The organism is Lutibacter sp., from assembly GCF_041562875.1.
Classification (GTDB): Bacteria; Bacteroidota; Bacteroidia; order Flavobacteriales; family Flavobacteriaceae; genus Lutibacter.
Window position 1 is genome coordinate 15,824 of the sequence record NZ_JBFFOE010000013.1, and the last position, 22,053, is coordinate 37,876.

A 22,053-nucleotide genomic window follows, 5' to 3' on the forward strand; every position below is an offset into this window, starting at 1 on the left:
TAATTATAGATTCCTACCTTCGCAGGAATGACAAATCTATATTGCCAATTTAGAAATTGCTTTAAAAGCCTCTTGTAAATCGTTTTTCAAATCTTCAATATCTTCAATTCCTACTGACAGTCTAATTAAATCTTGTGTTACTCCAGCTGCGGATTGTTGCTCAACTGTTAATTGTTGATGTGTTGTACTCGCTGGGTGAATAATTAATGATTTTGTATCTCCAATATTAGCCAACAATGAAAATATTTTAGTAGCATCTGTCACTATTTTAGCAGCTTCAAAACCTCCTTTTACACCAAAAGTAACTAGTCCGCTTTGACCCTTTGGTAAATATTTTTTAGCCAAGGTATTGTATTTACTACTTTCTAAACCAGGGTAATTTACCCAAGCAACTTCCTCTCTACTTTCTAACCATTGTGCTAATTCTAAGGCATTTGCACTGTGTTGTTTGATACGAACTGGTAATGTTTCTAACCCTTGGATAATTTGAAATGCGTTAAATGGACTTAAAGCTCCACCAAAATCACGCAATCCTTCTAAAATTAATTTAAAGGTAAAAGCTGCTGCTCCCAGAGCTTCACTGTAAACCAATCCGTGATATCCTGCTGATGGTTCTGTAAATTCAGGGAATTTCCCATTGGTCCAATCAAATGTACCCGCATCAATAATGGCGCCACCTAAAGAATTTCCTTGTCCGCCAATATATTTTGTTAATGAATGAATTACTAAATTTGCTCCGTGTTTTATAGGATTCAATAAAGCCGGACTTGCAACAGTATTGTCAACAATAAAAGGCACTCCAGCTGCTTTAGAATGTTCAGCAATTACTTCTAAATCCAAGACATCTAATTTTGGATTCCCTAAAGATTCAACAAAAAAGGCTCTTGTATTATTTTGAACAGCTTTCTTGAAATTTTCTGGATTTGATGCATCTACAAAAGTAGTTGTAATTCCCAATCTTGGTAATGTAACATTTAACAAGGTAAACGTTCCTCCATACAAACTACTAGAAGCTACAATATGATCACCTGATTTTAACAACGTTAATAATCCTGTAGAAATTGCCGAAGTTCCTGAAGCAAAAACAACAGCTCCAATACCTCCTTCAATAGCAGCTAAGCGTTGTTGTAAAATATCGTTAGTTGGATTGTTTAATCTTGTATAGATAAATCCTAATTCTTTTAATGAAAATAAGTTTGCCGCATGTTCTGTATCATTAAAAACATATGATGATGTTTGATAAATTGGAACTGCTCTTGTTCCTCCTGTTTTAGTAGTATCGTGTCCTGCGTGTAATGCTTGTGTTGAAATTTTTTGAGTACTCATAATTATATTTTTTTATTTTTATTATAGTTTTTGAAATAAAAAAAGTCCCTTTGGTATTTTGATATTACCAAAGGGACTTAAATCTTATCGATTTTATTTTTCCATTTATTTTAGGCAATACCGTTTCATTGTGCTACACATCATTTGCATATACATTATCATTGGGTTACACATACTTTTATGGAAATTTAAATTCATTTTAGTTATTCTTTTAAAATAAAAAACCTCTGATAATTCAGAGGTTTCTATTTGTTATATATTATTAGATTTTAAACAATAGCAGCCTCAGCGTAATTTTTACACATCATACCACACATATTGTTCAATTTAATTGTCATTTTCTATCTTTTTGTTGCTGCAAATGTAATTACATTTTTTAAATATGCAACTAAAAAATTATTTTTTTAATTCAGCAGTACCAAAACTTACTGAAAAATCTACACACCAAATGTTCGCTATTTTAAATTTTTCCAAATCGGTATTCGTTGGAATTTCATAAGTAAAATCACCTGAAACGCCCCTCAAATCTCCAAGATTAATGTATTCACTAGAAATAACATCTGTAGATAAATAAACTAACAACTTTGGTCCATTATCTGTTTTGAAATTTGTAAAAGTTAATATTGTTTTATCAGAATTTACAGCTCTTTTTCCTGAAGTTGGATGCGCTCTGGCAACAAAATCACCACCCATTTGTTCAATTACAATTTGCATATCATCACTTTTAGAACAACTCATAATCAGTACTAAACTAAATGAAAATATTACTATATTCTTCATAATAAAAATGGTTTTTAATTTTCTTCATCGAAATTCTTAACAAAACCTTACAAACATTTTTATGAATTATTTAAGACTAAATTGCTATTTAGGTTTTAAATTTTTATAACTTTGCACTCGAAAATAACTCGAGGAAAAATTTGAACTGATTGCAACCTCATTAAAAAATGCTAAAGCAGTAATTATTTACTTCTTTTAGCGACCAAAGCAATCACCATAATTTTCCTTTAATTTAAATTTATAAATTAAAATTATGTCATATTTATTTACATCAGAATCTGTTTCAGAAGGGCATCCAGATAAAGTTGCTGATCAAATTTCAGATGCTTTAGTTGATAATTTTTTAGCCTTTGATGAAAACTCAAAAGTCGCCTGCGAAACACTAGTAACTACTGGTCAAGTTGTATTAGCTGGGGAAGTGAAATCTAATACTTATTTAGATGTTCAAAAAATAGCGAGAGACGTTATTAATAAAATTGGGTATACCAAAAGTGAATATATGTTTGATGGAAATTCTTGTGGAGTTTTTTCAGCAATTCATGAACAATCACAAGATATTAATCAAGGTGTTGATAGAGATTCAAAAGAACAGCAGGGTGCGGGAGACCAAGGAATGATGTTTGGTTACGCTACTAAAGAAACCGAAAACTATATGCCTTTAGCATTGGATTTAAGTCATAAAATTTTAGTAGAATTAGCTGAATTACGTAGAGAGAATAAAGATATTACTTATTTACGTCCAGATTCAAAAAGTCAGGTTACTATTGAATATACTGATGATAATGTACCTTTTAGAATTAAAGATATTGTAGTTTCTACACAACACGATGATTTTGGTCCAGATGACACTAAAATGCTGGCTAAAATTAAAAGCGATGTAATTACCATTTTAATTCCAAGAGTCATTAAAAAATTACCTGCTTCACTAAAAGCATTATTTAATGATAATATTGTGTATCACGTAAATCCAACTGGTAAATTTGTAATTGGTGGGCCTCACGGTGATACTGGTTTAACAGGAAGAAAAATTATTGTTGATACTTATGGAGGAAAAGGAGCTCACGGTGGTGGTGCTTTTTCAGGAAAAGATCCAAGTAAAGTTGATAGAAGTGCAGCATATGCAACACGTCATATTGCAAAAAATATTGTTGCTGCTGGAGTTGCTGATGAAATTTTAATTCAGGTTTCTTATGCAATCGGTGTTGCTGAGCCTATGGGAATTTATGTAAATACTTACGGCACTTCAAATGTTGAAAAATCGGATGGTGAAATTGCTGAAGTTGTTGAAAAATTATTTGACATGCGTCCTGCATTTATTGAAGAACGCTTAAAGTTAAGACAACCAATGTATTTAGAAACTGCTGCTTACGGGCATATGGGTCGTGAAAATACAACAGTTACTAAAACATTTGAAAATGTTGATGGTACTAAAAAAACAATTGATGTTGAATTGTTTACTTGGGAAAAATTAGATTATGTAGACAACATAAAAAAAGCTTTCGGTCTGTAAAAAATCATTCTGAATACGATAAAAGGTTGCTGATAAATTTTAATTTCTTAGCAGCCTTTTTTATTGTGCACAATTCACGCAAAACAAACTTTCAGGCCTAATTAAAATTCTTCCCAAAGGAATTGGTTGTTTACACTTTAAACAAATTCCAAATTCATCACTTCCCAATTGAGAAAAAACACGTTTTAAGTTTCTTAATTTACTTTCAGCTTGTCTCAAAGATGCTTCCATCACACTTTTATTATTAATAGCATCCATGCGAGAAACTCTCCCAATTGCACAATCTGGCTCAATAGGTTTTGTTAATTCTTTATATTCTTTAATAAGGTCTTCAGTTTTTGAAATTTCATCAAACAGTTTTTGTTTTATTTCATCTGTATTCATCGTTAATTCAAAGAGTTTTTATTTATTTTAGAGGTCTTTTCTTTATCATTCCACCTTTAGCATCTTTTATACTATGCATGACAATAAAAGCTTCTTTGTCTATTTTATCAATTTCAGTGTGAAGTTTGGCTAATTCTAACCTAGTTATAAGTGTATAAAGTATATCTGTTGATTTTAGCAAATCTCCGCGCTTACCAAAACCTCGTTTACCTGAATAAATAGTACAACCTCTTCCCATATTTTCAATAATAGCCAATCTAATATCTTCATTTTTATCAGAAATTATGGTTACACCAACATATTCTTCAATACCTGAAACTATAAAATCTACTGTTTTTGATGCTGCTAAATAAGTTAAAATAGCGTACAAAGCAATTTCTACTGAAAATACATAGGCCGCAACTCCAAAAATAAGAATATTAAATATTAAGATGATGTCACCAATTGTTAATGCTGTTTTTCGACTTATAAAAACGGCTAAAACTTCAGTTCCATCAATAACTGAACCTCCACGAATTGCTAAACCAATTCCCATTCCTAAAAAGAAACCACCAAAAACCGCAATTAACAATTTATCATCAGTAATAATTGGAAATGGCACAAAATGCACAAAAATTGCCAGTAAGAAAATAGCTATAATGCTCCGTAAAGCAAACTGTTTACTTATGGTAGAGTATGCCATAAATATAAATGGTAAGTTTATAACTACTAATAAAACAGACAATGGTAATTTTGTAGATTCTGAAATTATTAGTGAAATACCTGTAACTCCACCATCAATAAAAGAATTTGGCAATAAAAAACCTTTTAAACCAAATGCAGCTGATATAATACCTAATAAAATAAAAAAACTATCCCTAATTAAATGTGTGAATTCAACTTTTGTATTTAAAATTTCCTTCTCAATTTCGTTTAATTCTATTTTATTTTTTTTAAGTTTTCGCTTTGCTAGTTCATTTACAATAAATTGAAAAATTGGCTTCATATATATGTTCGGTTTTTAAACTTCTAAAATTTTTATTTATTGATTTCAGTATATTTTCTAATCAAATTCATTTTTATATTTAAAATGAATTTCAAATTTAACCATTATGAATGAAGAATCCTCCTATAAAATTTCTTTTGGAAGAATTTTACGTGTCCAAGTTTTAACACGTTTTAACTTATTTACTTTTGAATCTGGATTAAAATCTAATGTAGTTTCCCAAGAATTTTCGGGATTAAATTCTATTTCCATCCCTTTTAAAACATCACTTGCTACTTTTTTAGAATGAATAATAGCAATACACTCCGTGTTTAAATTTGCACTCCTAGGATCTAAATTAAAAGTTCCAATAACAGTTATATTTCCATCAACTACCATAGATTTTGCATGCAAACCAAAAATAGGTGCATAATCTAAAGTTACTTGTAAATCCCCAGTCATAATTTTTGTTCTTTCAGCAGCGTCAGGACGGAATTCAAAAATTTGAATACCGGTTTCTAATAATTTTTTACGATCGGTTTGATAACTACTAAATGCTTCCAAATTATCTGTTGAAGCTAAACTATTTGTCAATATTCTAATTTTTACACCACGGTTAACCGCATCCCTGAAAAGATTCTGGCTTAAGTCTGAAGTTATTAAATAGGGCGTTTGAATATCCAATGAAAATTGTGCGTTTTTCACCAATTCAATTAAAGCGTCAGTAGAAAATCCACCGCCTCCTAAACCACTTTCCCCATCATTCTTTCCTGGAGCATCTGAAACAAAAGAAACATTATCAACCCACACTAGTTCTCCTGATTTCTTTATTATTTGAAAAGCTTTTGGCAGATTTTGTATTTGATTTCGTATTTGTGGCCAAAAATTTTCAGGATTGCAAGCATATTGATGTAATTTTTTAAACTTATTTTTATCATCTAAATTTTCAACTTCTTTATTAATTAACTCTTTAGCTGCCACACTTAATGAATTATTCCAAAATTGATTAAATGAAGTATTCACATCTTCTGTTACTTTTCCAAGTAGCAACACATCTCTATCTCTAAAATTATATTCGTGGTCATAATCAAAATATTCATCAGCTACATTTCTACCACCTGTAATCACTACTTTTCCATCTACAATAAACGTTTTATTGTGCATTCGTTGGTTAGCTGATCTGAAATCGGTGGTGAATTTTTTTATCTTACTAAAAATATTCTTACCTAAATTTACACCTGGGTTGTAAATTTTAATAGTGATATTTTCATGTGAATCTAAAATTAAAATATCTTCTATATCTGCATCAACCATAATATCATCTACCAAAATTCTTACTTTAACACCTCTGTCTGCAGCTCTCACCAAATAATCACAAGCAATTAGACCAACATTATCAGTTGAAAAAATAAAATACTGAATATCAATTGATTCCACAGCATTTTCACAAAGCCACGCTCTTGTAACCAATGAACCACCACCATCTTCTAAAACATAAACACCTGTTTTACTTTTCATTAGTTCCGAAATATCTTCAAGTTCATTGGATAGATTTGCAGTTTGGTTTGTATGAATATTCGCACAAAAATCTATATCCTCAGAAGTATTTTTTGTTTTATTTTGAGAACAAGAAATCAACAAAATAAGTGCAATAAAATAGCTGTATTTCATATTTTTAGTAGTTGTTTTGTTAAAAGTTGCGACTAAATATACTGTTTAAGATTGAAATAGATTAAAAAAGTTCAGGTGAACCATCTTATAAATCGATAAAATCCTTACATATTAAAAAAATGTAAGGATTTTATTTTTTGCGTTAGGGATGGAATGGCATGTTTGAGCTCTTTTACAGTTTTTTTTAAAACTGTAAAAAGCGAGTAATGAAAGCCCGACCCGCAGGGTAACGCCCTATAAATTATATTTTACTGAAAATAAATAAATTCGTGGTTGAATAAAATATAACGAGGTTGTGTTACTGTTAGAAATTTCGTTGTAACTGTCCGTATTCATGGAGGTGTTATTCGTTAAATTATTTGCCGAAAGTTTAAATTCCCATTTGCTGTCTTTTTGTTGATAATACAACGCTGAATTTAAAAACGAATAGGTGTTTTTTATGGTATTTTCATCGTTTTTATAGTTGTAGTAACTATAATCTGCTGTTAAAATAAAGTTTTTCAGAAACCCTATTTCCATATTGGCAAAAGGCCTGTCGGTTGTGCTTCCTGTGTTTGAATATTCTGAAAATGATTTTTGATACCCAACTTCAAAATTTGGAGCATTTTTAAATTTACTGGCAACACTGGCTTGGTAATTATGAGCTAAGGATTTTGAATGAATTACCGCATCATTTACAATATTATTAAAGATAGAATTGGTAACGCTTGCTCTAAAATTGGTTTTAAGTTTGCTGTATGTTTTGCCATATCTAAAAGATGCCGACAACGTTTCATCAGCTAAATTTGAGTTTACAGGATACGAAATTCTATCAATTCCCAATAATTCTGTGTTATTTTTTATTCCATCTACTTTTTTTGTGTAACTAACAGATGCATGAACATTGGTAAAAGAAAACATACTAAAACTAAAATAATTTAATGAATACTTGTGATATAAGGCGTTTTCTAATTCACGATTTCCACGTGTTAATGAATTATATTTTGCTAAAATATAGCCTTCTGCAATATTGTTGATATCTGAAAACTGTGTAGAAATTGAATAATTGAAACGTAAACTTTCGGATGATTTTAATTGTAAACTAGCATATAAATCTGGCAATATTATTGTTTTATTTTCTTTTATTTCGGTTCCTAATTGGGTATCTTTTGTTGAATAATAATGTAAGCTTACACCAGGATTCAACGTAAATTTACCAGAAACCATTTTGTAATGAACTCCTAAAAATAAATCTGAAAAATTATAATCGGCATCGTTATTTAAAGTTTCATCATTAAAATTTAAAACACTTTCATTCTCTAAAGTTTGAAAAATATTGGACGCTAAATTTTGCTTGCTTTGTGTGGTTCCCAACGTTAAATTAATGTTGCTTTTTGGTGTTAATAAATAGTAATAATCAAATTTAGCATCAAGTTTATTGGTAGTTGTTTTTTTATTTTGAATAAGATTAAAAATGTAATTTCCATCTGCTGTTCCTTCAGTAGGAATCAACACAAAAGGTTGTGATGTAGCTAATGAATTATATAAAGGTTGATCTTTTTCGAAATTATGTTGCATTTCAGCAGCAAAAATATTTTTTTCATCAATGGTATAATACAAATTAAAATTCTGATTTAAAGAAAATGGTTTTTCTTCTTTATAAGTGTCAGCTGCTCTTATATTTGAAGTTACATCGGTTAACTCTGTTTGTTTAGATAGTTTTCCGAAGATATCATAATCTATATGCACATTGGGATTTGGCTTGTAGGTTGTACTAAATTTCAACATCCCAAGTTGACTTCCTTGTATTGCTGAAGTTTCATTTTCCTCAGTTAAATTAAGGTTATTATAAACTGTATTTGATTTTGTATACATGGTTGTTTCAGAATCGTTTACAATTGCAAAACCATTAAAATCAAGTGTTTTTTTAGGAGTCATACTAAAGTTTAACGCCCCAAATTTTGAAAGGATTTCTTGTGCTTTATTATTTTGAACCGTCATAAACCCTAAACCTCCAGATTCCACATTAAAACTAGTTCCGCTACTGCTCATTCCTCCTCGCAAACCTCCTGTAAACCTAAAATAATCGCGCATTGTAAATGGTGTTTCACCAATATTATTAATATCGGCTAATACATTTACACTCTTTTCAGGACTGTAATAAAATAATTTTGGTTTTACAATATGCTTTTCATTATCGCCAATTCCAGCATTTACCTCTCCAAACCAAAAGCGTTTTTTCCCTTGTTTTAATTTAATATTTATGGCTATATTATCTTCATTATTGGTAACGCCACGCATTCCTGAAACTTCATTATAATTTTTTAGCACTTGAATTTTATCAATTGCAGAAGCTGGGATATTTTGAGTTGCCAGTTTAGAATCCCCATCAAAAAACTCTTTGCCTTCAACCAATACTTTTTGAACTTTTTTTCCTTCAACCTCAACTTCACCATTATCATCAATATCTACACCTGGTAATTTTTTAAGTACATCTTCTAATTTTTTTTCTTTTCCAGAAGTAAATGAATCTGCATTGTAACTAATAGTATCACCATCAATTTTAATGGGCATTTCGTAGGTGATTTCAACCTCATTTAAGGATTCATTTGATTCACTTAAAACAATATCTTGTTCCAAATCTGTTAAAGAATTATCTACAGATACTTCTACATTTTTGGTATCAAACCCCAAATAACTCACTTTTAAAGTATATTCCTGACTGTCTTCCAAACTTAATTTATAATTTCCTTTTGAATCTGTTATTGAATAGGATTGTAAAAATTTTGTTCCTTTTTTAAATGCAATTACATTGGCCATTTCTAAAGGAGTTCCTGCTTCGTCTTTAACAATACCTTCTAATTTAATATTTTGAGAAAAGACCATCAATGGAAATATTGTTACTAAAAGTAAACCTGCTATTTTGTTCATTTAACTATATTTTTTTTGAAGCTATTTTATTGTTTTTTAATAGATATTAAATTGAGTCTGATTAATTACACTTCGACAAACTCAGTGTGACATTTCGGAAACTTGTTTAACAGCCCATAAAGACATTTTAACTAAACTTAAAGTAATATTTTATCCTCCAATTCTAATATGTCTTTCACCTCCACCACTTTTCTCACGTTCATTGCTCATTCTTTCTCTCATTTCTTTAGTTTTTTCTTCAAAAATTTTGTCGTATTCTTTTTGCGTAACTACTTTTCCTTTTGATGGTTCACTTATCTCTGATTTATCTTTTGGGTTCATCACAATTTTTGTGCATAATATTTGAGTATTACCATCACTTATTTCTAAAATTAAACCTGGCAAACCCCAATAATCACTTGGTCCGTGACTTACAGGAATATCAAGCGTGTACCATGCCGTTACAATAATTAATTCCATAACGGTTTCCTTTGGTTCTTCTTCTTTTTCTGAGTTATTATTATTTCCTCTTCCAAATCTAAAACTGGTATTTCTTACAGGTCTTTCAACAACAGTAGTTGCTTTAAAACATAAATTTTCACCTATCATTTTGGTTTCCTGCTCCATTTTCCAATCATAAATCATTAAGCTATCTTTAATTAAGAAATTTTTACCGCTAAACTCATTTTCTTTGGCTGAAGTTTTAGTTTGTGTATTTTTATAATAATTTCCTGAAATTCCACCGCCCATCATCATAAATCGCATTCCTCCATGACCACCAGCAGATTGGTCTAATTTTTCTTCTTCTTTATAAATTGAAGCAATTTTATCAAATGTTAAAGTATAGGTTTTTTCCAATTGATTTTTCATCATTTCTTCAATTCGTTTTACTCTATCTGCTGGTATTCCTGAACCTGCCAAATCCATTTCCATAGTCGATTTTGTTTGGTAAACTGCTTTTCCCTGAAAATCTTGAGCACTTATTTTATTTATGACTAATACTAGTAAAATAGTTATACTTTTTAAAAGAAAATTTTTCATTGTATGGTATTTTAAAATTAATTTCTGAACAAATATATACTCTTATTAAATTTATTACAGTTAATTAGTGTTAACGATTGTTAAGCAATTGTGATAATACAATTTATGTGCTTAACTTTGAAACTATGAATAAGAAAAACTACAAATGGGTTGTTTATTTTATTGGTATTACAGTAATTACAACAATTGCTGTGCAAGTTTATTGGAACTTAAGAGAATACCAAATAAACAAACAAAATTTAATTAGTACCGTACAACTGAGTTTAGATAATTCGGTTGAAGCTTATTTTGTGAATTTAACTAAATCGGGTATTATTACGTACACTTCATTAGATTCCGTTAATTTAAAAGAAAAAACTGACACCATTATTGTGAGCACAAAATCTAGAAGAGATTTTAGAAAAAAAATAGACAGTACTTTGAATAATATGGCTAAACATGATGGAGAAAAACCTATTTTAATTAAATCTCCAAGAAATAATTTCCACCCTTACTTCATTGAAAAAAAGACCCTTCCAAAACATTTTGACAGTTTAATATCTAAAGTTATTATTTCAATTTCAAGAGACACTCTTGATTTAAAAAAATTAGACACTTATTTAATTGATGAATTAAAACGCAATAAAATTGATGTCACTTACGCTTTAAAATACAATTATATACCATTTCACGAAGATGATAGCATTGGGACAAAAACAATAGAATATAATCTTAATAATTTTCCTAAAAAGTATTTAACCACCATTTCAAATTCTAATTTTTTACCACATAGAAGTAAGTTAGAATTGTATTTTACAAATGAAACTACTATTCTATTAAGAAATTCATTTATAAGTATTTTGCTCTCCTTATTGTTATCAATAAGTATTATTGCCAGTTTATTGTATTTGCTAAAAACCATTTACAAACAAAAACAGTTGGCTGAAGTTAAAAACGATTTAATAAACAATATTACACACGAATTTAAAACACCCATTGCAACTATTTCAACAGCTTTAGAAGCTATGAAAAATTTTAATGCGCTAAATGATAAAGTAAAATCTGAAAAATACATTGCAATTGCAAACTCACAAGTTTCTAAATTAAATTTAATGGTAGAGAAAATTTTAGAAACTGCTGCATTAAATCACGAAGAATTAGCCCTCAACAAACAACCTATAAATCTAGTTGAATTGGTTGAAGAAGTGATTGAAAAATATAAAATTATTAATTCTGAAAAAACTTTTAAATTTAGCAGCTCAATTAAAACTACGCTCATAAACTTAGATAAATTTCATTTTGAAAATGCTTTAGGAAATATTATAGATAATGCCATAAAATATGGTGGAGATCAAATTAATATTGAATTAACTTCAATAAAAAATAAAATTGTTATTCTAATTAAAGACAGTGGAAATGGAATTTCTAAAGCCCATAAAGAGAAGGTTTTTGAGCAATTTTATAGAATTCCAATGGGAAATACGCACAATGTAAAAGGTTTTGGCATTGGTTTGTATTATACCAAAAAAATTATTGAAAAACACAATGGAACCGTGACTATTATTTACGACAAAAATAATAGTACCTTATTCAAAATTGAATTACCAAATGAATAGTCCTGTAAAAATATTATTAGCCGAAGACGAACCTTCTTTAGGACAAATTATAAAAGAAAGCTTAGAAACTCGAAATTTTGAAGTATTACTTTGTGCTAATGGTGAAGAAGCTTATAAAGTTTATAAATCTGAAAATCCGCTTTTATTGGTTTTAGATGTAATGATGCCAAAAAAAGATGGCTTTACACTTTCCAAAGAAATTAGGGAAGAAAACCCTGATATTCCAATTATATTTTTAACTGCAAAATCTCAAACTGAAGATGTAGTTGAAGGATTTTCTATTGGTGGTAATGATTATTTAAAGAAACCCTTTAGCATGGAAGAGCTTATTGTTAGAATAAATGCGCTTTTAAAAAGAGGAAAAGGAGACTTAAATGATGGGCCAATAAAAATTGGGAAGTATATTTTTAACTTAAAAAAACAAACACTTCAAACAGCTACTTCTATTGAAAATTTAACGCATCGTGAAGCTCATTTATTATACTATTTAATAAAAAATAAAAACCAAGTTTTGGAACGTTCCTTCATTTTAAAAAAATTATGGGGCGATGATGATTTTTTTAATGCAAGAAGTATGGATGTTTTTATTACAAAACTTCGAAAAAAATTAAAAGAAGATACGGCTATTCAAATTATAAATGTTAGGGGTTACGGGTACAAATTAATTTATTAACAGTTTATATTTGAGTACCAAAAACACGAAAAATTTAGTTACTTTAGCGTTTTAAATTTCACTTAAAGATTAATTATGCACGTAGCTATTGCTGGAAATATTGGAGCCGGAAAAACAACATTAACAAAACTTTTAGCAAAACATTATAAATGGGATCCTCATTTTGAATCTGTAGATGAAAATCCTTATTTAGATGATTTTTATGGTGAAATGGAGCGTTGGTCTTTTAATTTACAGGTGTACTTTTTAAACAGTAGATTTCGTCAAGTATTAGAAATTAGAGAAAGTGGAAGAAGCATTATTCAAGATAGAACTATTTATGAAGATGCTCGGATTTTTGCACCAAACTTACACGCAATGGGTTTAATGACTAATAGAGATTTTAAAAATTATGAATCACTATTTGAACTCATGGAACGCTTGGTTACACCTCCCGATTTATTAATTTATTTAAGAGCTTCAATTCCTACATTAGTTGGTCAAATTCATAAAAGAGGTCGTGATTACGAAAACTCAATAAGCATAGATTATTTAAGTAGATTAAATGAACGCTATGAAGCTTGGATTACAAAATACACCAAAGGAAAATTACTAATAATTGATGTTGATAATTTAAATTTTGTTGATAATCAAGAAGATTTGGGAACTGTTATTAATAAGATAGACTCTCAAATTAACGGGTTATTTTAAGAAACAATTTATTTCAGAAAACGATAAGATTACAATAAAAATTATAAACAAAAAATGGGTTACTTAAATTAAGTAACCCGTTTTTTTATTGGTTCAATGCTATTAACTATTAATACGCATTTTATAGAATGATCTATACACAAAATAAAGTGCTATTGCCAAGAAAACAAAACCAAAATAATGTGCAATATCTCTAAATGAAGGAGAAATAGCAATTTCCATAGCTAATAACCCAAACAATGTTGTGAATTTAATAATTGGATTAAGTGCTACAGAAGAGGTATCTTTAAAAGGATCTCCTACCGTATCTCCAACAACAGAAGCTGCATGTAAATCAGTTCCTTTTTCTTTCATATCTACTTCTATTACTTTTTTCGCATTATCCCAAGATCCACCTGCATTCGCCATAAAAATAGCTTGATACAAACCGAAAAACGCAATAGATATAAGATAGCTTATAAATAATGATACCGGAGCTGCAGCAAGAATTAAATCTGCTTCACTCATGCCTTCAACAATTCCTGTAGGAGCAGAAAAGAAAGCAAATGCCAATGCAAAAGAGAAAACTGCAATAAAAATATTTAACATTCCTTTTTGTGCATATTGTGTGCAAATTTTAACAACTGCTCTAGATTTTTCTACGTCAGCTTTTTTAGGAGCGTCGGGATCTAAATTAATATTGTCTTTAATATAAGCAACCGCTTGACTTGCTCCAGTAGTTACAGCCTGAATACTAGCTCCTGAGAACCAATAAATAACCGCCCCACCCAATAAAAATCCAAAAATCGTATATGGATTCAATAAATTTAAAACTTGCTCAGGCTTAATACCCAACGAATGTTCAATTACCAAAATCAAAGCAAAAATCATGGTAGTTGCACCTACAACAGCTGTACCAATCAATACTGGTTTAGCAGTTGCTTTAAAAGTATTTCCAGCACCATCATTTGCTTCTAAATAATATTTTGATTTTTCAAAATCTGGAGTAAATCCAAAATCTCGTTCAATTTCAGGAGTAATTGCAGCAATATCTTCTTCAATTAAAGATAGTTCATAAATAGATTGCGCATTGTCTGTTACTGGTCCATAACTATCTACAGCAATAGTAACTGGTCCCATACCTAACATACCAAAAGCTACTAAACCAAAAGCGAAAATAGATGGATAAATCATAATATCACCTAAACCGTAAGTTGAAGCATAATAAGCTACAAACATTAAGAAGAAAAATACCATTCCTAACCAAAATGCACTAAAATTACCAGCAACTAGTCCAGAAAGAATATTAAGAGATGCTCCACCTTCTTTAGAGGCTTCAACAACTTCTTTTACGTGTGTGGATTTAGGACTTGTAAATAATTTTGTAAACTCAGGAATAAGCGCTGCGCCAAGTGTACCCGCACTAATTATTACAGACAATGTAATCCATAAACTATTTCCAAGATCTCCAATTAAAAAATAACTTGCAACAAAAGTAACACCCATAGATAAGATAGATGTAATCCAAACTAGTGACGTTAGTGGTTTTTCAAAATCCAATTCATCAACATTGTTATATTTCGCTTTTGTAATGGCTCCATTAATCCAGTAAGAAACAATGGAAGTGATTATCATTAATATACGCATTACAAAAATCCAAACTAATAGTTGAGTTTGTAAAGCAGTATCTGTAATCGCCAATAAAATAAAAGAGATTAAAGCAACTCCGGTAACTCCATAGGTTTCAAAACCATCAGCAGTTGGACCAACAGAATCTCCTGCATTATCTCCAACACAGTCGGCAATAGTACCTGGGTTACGTGGATCATCTTCACCAATTTTAAAGATTACTTTCATTAAATCAGAACCAATATCCGCAATCTTAGTAAAAATACCACCTGCAATACGTAAAGCCGAAGCACCTAAAGATTCACCAATAGCAAATCCAATAAAACTAGCCCCTGCATACTCTCCAGGAACAAACAAAAGAATAACAAGCATTAATAATAATTCCAAAGAAATTAATACTACACCAATACTCATTCCTGCATTTAATGGAATGTTTAATAATTTAATTGGTTTTCTTTCAAGAGAAGCAAAAGCCATACGAGAGTTGGCTAAAGTATTCATTCGTATTCCAAACCAAGCAACGGCGTAGGAACCTAAAATTCCAAGAATCATCCATCCAAGAATCATCAATACACCACCTACTCCGAATAAATGTTCACCTGTTACAGGGTCTTTTGATAAAAATCCGAAATAAAACGCAACTGCTGTACCTATAAATGCAAATAAAATAAAAATAAATTTTCCTTGTTGAATTAAATAGGTTTTTGAAGTTTCAAAGATTACTTGAGCAACATCTAACATAGATTTATGAGCCCTTATTTTTTTTACTTGTACAAATTGGTAAAACCCAAAAAGTAAACCAGCTAACGTAATCAAAAAGCCCCAATATAGAATACTTTGTTCTTTAATTGCATCTGGGATTACGAGATCTGCTTCACTTGCCATACTGCGCATTGGAAACATTAATACAACTAAAATTGCGATAATTTTTTTCATTTGATATATAGATAAAGATTAGTGATTGTTTTTAAAGGCAGGTAGACATTGGAATTAAAAATATTAACATAAGTATTCGTATTTTTTCTAGTTAAAATTAGATTACTAAAATACTCCATTTTAAATAATACCATTTAGTCGTTAATAATGTATAAATATAAAAATTTAATATTAAATGAAGACTATTTTTTAAATAACCGAAAAAATAATTTTAAAATTTTAATGTATTTATATTTCATTCCTATTTATTATAAACAAAAAACTCGCTAATAGCGAGTTTTTTGTTTATGTACTTAAAAGTTAAGATTTTTATTTAATAACCTCTTCAATTATGATTTTTTCTACTTTAACTTTAACACTATCCAATTTTTTACTAGAAAGTTTATCTTCTACTTCTTTTTCTGTTCCTTCAATAATTTTAACATCCGTTAAAACTTTACCATTTTCTGTTGAAGTTGTTGTAACAGTTGCTTTCACAGTTCCATCGTCATTTTTAAACATTTCAACTTTTACTTCTTTAGAAATTTCATTAACAACAACTTCCATAGCCGCTTTTTCTTTTGAATAATCAGCAACTTCAACAATATCTAATGCAATACTTGGTGCAATAACCAATGCAACAACTGACATTAATTTTAATAATATATTTAATGATGGTCCAGAAGTATCTTTAAAAGGATCTCCAACTGTATCACCTACAACAGCAGCTTTGTGAGCTTCTGTTCCTTTTTTACCTTGTTCTTCAATCATTTTTTTTGCATTATCCCACGCACCACCAGCATTAGATTGAAAAATTGCCATTACAACACCTGTTGTGGTAACACCAGCTAATAAGCCTCCTAACATTTCGGCTCCTCCAATAAACCCAACAGCAACTGGAACAACTAAAGCCAATAATCCAGGTAATACCATTTCTCTTATTGAAGCTTCTGTGGAAATTTCAACACATTTTTCATATTCAACATATTCATCAGCTTCATCAAAAATAGCAAGTTCTTCTTCTGAAAAATTAGTTTTATCAGAATCATGTTTACGCATCACTTCTAACGCAGCGTGTAATTGGGGAATATCTCTAAACTGACGACGAACTTCTTCAATCATAGCCATTGCAGCTCTACCTACTGCTTTCATTGATAAGGCAGAAAATACAAATGGTAACATTCCTCCTACTAATAAGCCCGCCATAATTTTTGGTTGAGAAACATCTATAGCCGTTATATTTGCGGTTTTCATAAAAGCTGCAAATAAGGCAAGTGCGGTTAATGCTGCAGATGCAATTGCAAACCCTTTACCAATTGCAGCAGTTGTATTACCAACAGCATCTAATTTATCTGTACGTTCACGAACTTCACTTGGTAAATCAGCCATTTGAGCAATCCCACCGGCATTATCAGATATTGGTCCATACGCATCTACAGCTAATTGAATTCCTGTATTTGCTAACATACCAACAGCGGCAATAGCAATACCATATAAACCTGCAAAGTAATGAGACACTATAATTGCAATAGCAATTAAAAGTACAGGGAACATTGTTGACATCATTCCTACTCCTAAACCAGCAATAATATTGGTAGCTGAGCCTGTTTCAGATTGTTTTACAATTGACAGTACTGGCTTAGTTCCTGTACCAGTATAGTATTCAGTAGCTTTACCTACACCAAAACCAGCTATTAAACCTGTTAATGTTGCATAAAAAACACCCATAGCTCCAAACGGCAAACCTTCTATAGATTCTGGTAACATTTCATTTATTATGAAATATGAAGCTACAATCATTAATGCGCCTGACCCAAATTCTCCTAAATTTAATGCTTTATGAGGTGAACCTCCTTCTTTTACTTTTACAAAAAAAGTACCAATAATTGACATAATAATACCAACAGCTGCAAGAACCAAAGGTAAATAAACGGCTCCTAAACCATTAAAGTTTGGTGTGAATATAAAAGCTCCTAAAACCATAGTACCAATAATTGAACCTACATACGATTCAAATAAATCAGCTCCCATACCAGCTACATCTCCAACATTATCTCCAACATTATCCGCAATTGTTGCAGGATTTAATGGGTGATCTTCGGGAATACCTGCCTCAACTTTACCAACTAAATCTGCTCCAACATCTGCAGCCTTGGTATAAATACCACCACCAACACGCGCAAATAAAGCAATTGAAGAAGCTCCCAATGAAAAACCTGAAAGCACATTTAATACCATTGGAATATTTTCTGCGCCAGGCCACATATATTGGTAAAACATAAATAAGCCGCTTAAACCTAAAACACCTAAACCTACAACACCCATTCCCATAACTGAGCCACCAGCAAAAGCAACTTCTAATGCTTTTTCTAATGATGTTCTTGCCGCTTGTGTTGTTCTTACATTTGCTTTTGTAGCTGCTCTCATTCCAATAAAACCTGCTAATGCAGAGCAAATTGCACCAATTACAAATGATAATGCTACCATACTATGAGAAATATGATTATCTAATTCCCCTCCATATTCGGAATTTCCTTTAAAAAATAATAAGATTGCTACTCCAACTATAAAAATTAAAAGTATTTTGTACTCAGCTTTTAAAAAAGACATTGCTCCATCAGCAATGTGTTTTGCAATTTTTGACATTTTCTCATTTCCCTTGTCTTGTTTTGTAACCCAAGTATTTTTTACATATACAAACAAAAGACCCAATATTCCAAACAAGGGTAAATAATTCACTATTATCTCCATTTTTAATTTTAATTAATTAGTTAGTTTTTTAATGGAGCTAAAAATAGTTATTTCAAACGTTTTCGCAAGATTTTTATCTAAAAAAAACCTTTCAGAAATGAAAGGTTTTTTAAATTGTGATTTTTATATTGTAAACGTTCTTTTTTTCTTGTGATCACTAGTGTCATATCTAGCAACACATTCATGGTAAATTTTAATTGCTTCTTCGGCATTTCCCCAACCACCAACATCAACTTTTTTCTCTTCTAAATCTTTATAAACTTGAAAAAAGTGCTCTATTTCTTTTAATCGATGTGGGTTTAAATCTGAAATATCTAATCTATTATTCCAAATAGGATCTGAAACTGGTACGCAAATAATTTTTTCATCAGGTCCTTTTTCATCTGTCATATGAAAAACACCAATTGGTCTAACCTCCATAACTACCATTGGAAAAGTTGGTTCAGAACCTAATACCAATACATCTAGTGGATCTTTATCTAATGCTAAAGTTTCAGGGATAAATCCATAATCTCCTGGATACATCATAGAAGAAAATAACATTCTGTCAAATCTAATTTTATGTAATGTAAAATCATATTCATACTTATTTCTACTTCCTTTTGGTATTTCAATTAACACATCAAATGTTAACATTTTTTTATTCTTAGCAGTCATTCTTTTTAGTTTTTCTTAAAGCAAAAGTACAAAAATCATTAAGTAAAGTTGATAAATATCATGTTATTTTAAAAATGGAAACCAAAAGCTCCTTTTATAGCAAAATTATTTGCTCCAGGAGTATCTCTATAATTTCCTCTCCAGCTAAAATCTAACCTAAAAACTTTAAATATATTTCCAACACCTACACTATATTCAAAGTATCCTTTTGTGGGCGCCATATAATTAATATTGTTAGTTGCATTTAAAGCTATATTTTTATCGGAAAGTTCACCCCAAACCGCTTTTACACCAACTAATTCACGTAAATTTAATTTTCGTAATAATGGTATTCTTGAAAAAAACCGTCCATTAAAATTATGTTCTAAGTGAAGTGATACATATGTATCAGTTACAAATTCATAATAATCTAATAAAGAATAAGTACCTTCAATTGTAAAATAAGATTGATTTCCAGGAACAACACTTAATAAACCTAATGGAACTTCTCCAAATGTTTTTCCAACTTCAAAAGTAGTAAACATTCGCCCAAAACCACCTATTAATATTGGTTGACGATAATAAAATTGTACTTTTTCATAATCAAAATCACTATTAAAAACTCCTTTTATACCTCTAGAGTAATTTAAAAATAATGTAGAATATGTATCTGTAACTTCATTTCGTTCAACACCATAACCTATGTTTTTTCTGTTGGGAGTATACCTAATTGAAAAATCAAGCTCAGATTGTGCTAATTCTGATTTTTTAATTGTTTGAGCTTCATCAACCCAATAATCTAAATTAAATGTTTCTGGCGATGCAGATTCTAGGGTTCTATATGAAGAACCTAATCTAAACTCTAAATTATTTACAGGCTCCATAGACATATAAACATTTGATAAGTTTATGGAGGTTAGTTTACTATTATCTCCACTAGCAAATAATGAAGATGATGCAAAACTTCGTCCTAAAACATCATTCGTAGTTGTTAAACTTACGCCAATCTGCTCTACATCCCTCCTATTTCCTGCTCCAATTATAAATCTACTTTTTGGGTTTAACATCCATTTTCCGGAAGCTCCATATTTAAATTTATTATCTTTAAAACCATAAGCTGTATACCCTTGAATTCTCCATGGTTCATTCCCTCCTAAAAATGTTCTACCTCCAACACGAATACGCCATCCTTCAACATCATTTTTCCCAAAGGTTGAAAAAATTGGTCCATAATCAAAATTGTTAAATTCTACATAGCCAGAGCCCAAAATAGAAACTAAATTATAAATTTTCTTAAATTTTGGAACTGTTTTTAAGGTATCCAACATCTTATAAATACCTTCTTCGTTTTTATTTAATTCTTCTTGCCTATTGACACTCCAATAATCATCCTTTTTATTGTAAATTTCATCATCATAAACATTTATTTCTTTCGCATAAAATTTAGCTTCTTTCTCTTTATTAAATTGATAGTCTTTGTACATAGTAGTTCTTCTACCGTACATCCCCTTAGCTTTTTCTTTCTTTTTAAAGCTAAAATCTGACAACATATAATCTCGTTTCAGTAAAAATACCGAGTCATTTAAAACATCAAATTCCTGTTCAATATAAATGTCTTTTACCCAGTTTATATTAGCGCTACGATTGGCTTGCATATTAATTTCCTTAACTGCAAACGTGGTATCATTCACCCAAAAATCGCCTTTAAAAGTTAATTCATTTTTTCTTCTAGGGTAGTATAAAATATTATAACACCATTTATTATCTATAAAAGCGCTATCTCTTAAAATATAGTTATAGGTTGAAATTCCTGCAGCTTTTGAAATTGGACTCACAAAACTTTTGTCGAAAATTTTAATATAGCTATCATATACATTATAATCTACGTACAAATCTTTAATAAATGCAATCACATTTTGATTGGATTCAAACCCAGAATTTTTATTAGCAATTAAATCTTCTCGAAAGCTTTTTCCTTCTTTATTTTTACCGTATGATTTATAAACAGATTCATTTATAAAAATTGGTAAAAAAGCTTTTCCTGTAATTCGTGATGTATCAATTGCATCAAAAACAAACTCCATTCCCTTAAAGAGTTTACTTTTTTTCATAGCGCTATCAATATTATTTAAATCAAATTCTAATTTTTCATATTTTTCATATTGATATTGATCGAATAAATAAATACCGTTTTCACGTTTTTTCTCCCAAATCTTTTTTAGAATTGCTATTGCTGGATTTCCTTTTTTCTTTACTTTTCCGCTATAAATAAAAACTTCATCTAATCTGGAAGCTTCTTCCTTTAAGGTAATTATTAAATTAAAATCCCTATTTTTTACAGTAATAATTTTAGTTTCAAAACCTAAAAAAGAAATTTCTACTTGCGAGTACGTTTTATCGGATTCTAAATAAAATTTTCCATTTTCATCTGAAACCGTCCCTGTAGTTGAGCCAACAAAAATAATATTTGCAAAAGGAACTGTTTCGTTTTGTTCATCTATAACAACACCGCTAACTTTTACTTGTGCAAAACCAACAGAAACAACAAACAATAATAAACTAAGTAATTTATTTTTTCTCATAATAATAAAAAAATCCTTTCAAGTTAGATCTCGAAAGG

Annotated in this window: 15 protein-coding genes; 4 read left to right on the forward strand and 11 right to left on the reverse strand. The window is 30.0% G+C overall.

The genetic code is table 11. The features are described from left to right. Window positions 1-36: 36 nt before the first annotated feature. Window positions 37-1,326 (reverse strand): O-acetylhomoserine aminocarboxypropyltransferase/cysteine synthase family protein, encoded by a 1,290-nt coding sequence (locus tag ABY863_RS03360; RefSeq protein ID WP_372792850.1) that lies wholly within the window; start codon window positions 1,324-1,326, stop codon window positions 37-39. Between the two features lie 396 nt (window positions 1,327-1,722). Continuing rightward, complete coding sequence (locus ABY863_RS03365) at window positions 1,723-2,106, reverse strand: DM13 domain-containing protein (protein ID WP_372792851.1); 384 nt, start codon at window positions 2,104-2,106, stop codon at window positions 1,723-1,725. A 253-nt stretch (window positions 2,107-2,359) separates the two neighbouring features. On the opposite strand from ABY863_RS03365, the gene metK reads away from it, so the two are divergent. Beyond that, window positions 2,360-3,616, forward strand: a complete 1,257-nt coding sequence (gene metK / locus ABY863_RS03370; protein WP_372792852.1) for a methionine adenosyltransferase — start codon at window positions 2,360-2,362, stop codon at window positions 3,614-3,616. A gap of 60 nt (window positions 3,617-3,676) precedes the next feature. On the opposite strand, the gene ABY863_RS03375 is transcribed toward metK, so the two are convergent. The 5 genes from ABY863_RS03375 to ABY863_RS03395 form a co-directional block, all read right to left on the reverse strand. Beyond that, entirely contained in the window at window positions 3,677-4,000 is a 324-nt protein-coding gene (locus ABY863_RS03375; RefSeq protein ID WP_372792853.1) for a TraR/DksA family transcriptional regulator, read from the reverse strand. A gap of 22 nt (window positions 4,001-4,022) precedes the next feature. Beyond that, complete coding sequence (locus tag ABY863_RS03380) at window positions 4,023-4,985, reverse strand: YitT family protein (protein WP_372792854.1); 963 nt, start codon at window positions 4,983-4,985, stop codon at window positions 4,023-4,025. Window positions 4,986-5,108: 123 nt separating this feature from the next. Beyond that, window positions 5,109-6,635, reverse strand: coding sequence for a phospholipase D family protein (locus tag ABY863_RS03385; RefSeq protein ID WP_372792855.1), 1,527 nt, complete (start codon window positions 6,633-6,635; stop codon window positions 5,109-5,111). 234 nt (window positions 6,636-6,869) lie between these two features. Beyond that, window positions 6,870-9,545: a carboxypeptidase-like regulatory domain-containing protein gene (locus ABY863_RS03390; RefSeq protein WP_372792856.1), complete on the reverse strand. Its 2,676-nt coding sequence runs from the start codon at window positions 9,543-9,545 to the stop codon at window positions 6,870-6,872. 150 nt (window positions 9,546-9,695) lie between these two features. After that, entirely contained in the window at window positions 9,696-10,565 is an 870-nt protein-coding gene (locus ABY863_RS03395) for a GLPGLI family protein (protein WP_372792857.1), read from the reverse strand. A 125-nt stretch (window positions 10,566-10,690) separates the two neighbouring features. Here ABY863_RS03395 and ABY863_RS03400 point away from each other — a divergent pair, with 125 nt between their 5' ends. From ABY863_RS03400 to ABY863_RS03410, 3 genes are all read left to right on the forward strand, one after another. Beyond that, a complete protein-coding gene (locus tag ABY863_RS03400) occupies window positions 10,691-12,160 on the forward strand; it encodes a sensor histidine kinase (protein WP_372792858.1) in 1,470 nt (489 codons plus the stop codon). After that, window positions 12,153-12,833 carry a response regulator transcription factor gene (locus ABY863_RS03405; protein ID WP_372792859.1) on the forward strand — a complete coding sequence of 227 codons (681 nt, stop codon included), beginning with the start codon at window positions 12,153-12,155 and terminating at the stop codon, window positions 12,831-12,833. The genes ABY863_RS03400 and ABY863_RS03405 overlap by 8 nt, the downstream gene beginning before the upstream one ends. A 75-nt stretch (window positions 12,834-12,908) precedes the next feature. Then, window positions 12,909-13,523, forward strand: coding sequence for a deoxynucleoside kinase (locus tag ABY863_RS03410; RefSeq protein ID WP_372792860.1), 615 nt, complete (start codon window positions 12,909-12,911; stop codon window positions 13,521-13,523). 102 nt (window positions 13,524-13,625) lie between these two features. Here ABY863_RS03410 and ABY863_RS03415 read toward each other — a convergent pair whose 3' ends face one another. The 4 genes from ABY863_RS03415 to ABY863_RS03430 form a co-directional block, all read right to left on the reverse strand. Further along, window positions 13,626-16,067 (reverse strand): sodium-translocating pyrophosphatase, encoded by a 2,442-nt coding sequence (locus ABY863_RS03415; RefSeq protein WP_372792861.1) that lies wholly within the window; start codon window positions 16,065-16,067, stop codon window positions 13,626-13,628. A gap of 309 nt (window positions 16,068-16,376) precedes the next feature. Next, on the reverse strand, window positions 16,377-18,797 hold the full coding sequence (locus ABY863_RS03420; RefSeq protein ID WP_372792862.1) for a sodium-translocating pyrophosphatase: 2,421 nt from the start codon (window positions 18,795-18,797) through the stop codon (window positions 16,377-16,379). 123 nt (window positions 18,798-18,920) lie between these two features. Further along, window positions 18,921-19,454 (reverse strand): inorganic diphosphatase, encoded by a 534-nt coding sequence (locus tag ABY863_RS03425; protein WP_372792863.1) that lies wholly within the window; start codon window positions 19,452-19,454, stop codon window positions 18,921-18,923. Window positions 19,455-19,522: 68 nt separating this feature from the next. Beyond that, on the reverse strand, window positions 19,523-22,015 hold the full coding sequence (locus tag ABY863_RS03430; RefSeq protein WP_372792864.1) for a DUF5686 family protein: 2,493 nt from the start codon (window positions 22,013-22,015) through the stop codon (window positions 19,523-19,525). Window positions 22,016-22,053: the final 38 nt, after the last annotated feature.

Bases quoted from the DNA above. Each gene is read 5' to 3' on its own strand.
- metK (WP_372792852.1), top strand. From the start codon at position 2,360: ATGTCATATTTATTTACATCAGAATCTGTTTCAGAAGGGCATCCAGAT.
- ABY863_RS03390 (WP_372792856.1), bottom strand. From the start codon at position 9,545: ATGAACAAAATAGCAGGTTTACTTTTAGTAACAATATTTCCATTGATG.
- ABY863_RS03385 (WP_372792855.1), bottom strand. From the start codon at position 6,635: ATGAAATACAGCTATTTTATTGCACTTATTTTGTTGATTTCTTGTTCT.
- ABY863_RS03380 (WP_372792854.1), bottom strand. From the start codon at position 4,985: ATGAAGCCAATTTTTCAATTTATTGTAAATGAACTAGCAAAGCGAAAA.
- ABY863_RS03410 (WP_372792860.1), top strand. From the start codon at position 12,909: ATGCACGTAGCTATTGCTGGAAATATTGGAGCCGGAAAAACAACATTA.
- ABY863_RS03360 (WP_372792850.1), bottom strand. From the start codon at position 1,326: ATGAGTACTCAAAAAATTTCAACACAAGCATTACACGCAGGACACGAT.
- ABY863_RS03430 (WP_372792864.1), bottom strand. From the start codon at position 22,015: ATGAGAAAAAATAAATTACTTAGTTTATTATTGTTTGTTGTTTCTGTT.
- ABY863_RS03400 (WP_372792858.1), top strand. From the start codon at position 10,691: ATGAATAAGAAAAACTACAAATGGGTTGTTTATTTTATTGGTATTACA.
- ABY863_RS03365 (WP_372792851.1), bottom strand. From the start codon at position 2,106: ATGAAGAATATAGTAATATTTTCATTTAGTTTAGTACTGATTATGAGT.
- ABY863_RS03395 (WP_372792857.1), bottom strand. From the start codon at position 10,565: ATGAAAAATTTTCTTTTAAAAAGTATAACTATTTTACTAGTATTAGTC.
- ABY863_RS03415 (WP_372792861.1), bottom strand. From the start codon at position 16,067: ATGAAAAAAATTATCGCAATTTTAGTTGTATTAATGTTTCCAATGCGC.
- ABY863_RS03425 (WP_372792863.1), bottom strand. From the start codon at position 19,454: ATGACTGCTAAGAATAAAAAAATGTTAACATTTGATGTGTTAATTGAA.
- ABY863_RS03375 (WP_372792853.1), bottom strand. From the start codon at position 4,000: ATGAATACAGATGAAATAAAACAAAAACTGTTTGATGAAATTTCAAAA.
- ABY863_RS03405 (WP_372792859.1), top strand. From the start codon at position 12,153: ATGAATAGTCCTGTAAAAATATTATTAGCCGAAGACGAACCTTCTTTA.
- ABY863_RS03420 (WP_372792862.1), bottom strand. From the start codon at position 18,797: ATGGAGATAATAGTGAATTATTTACCCTTGTTTGGAATATTGGGTCTT.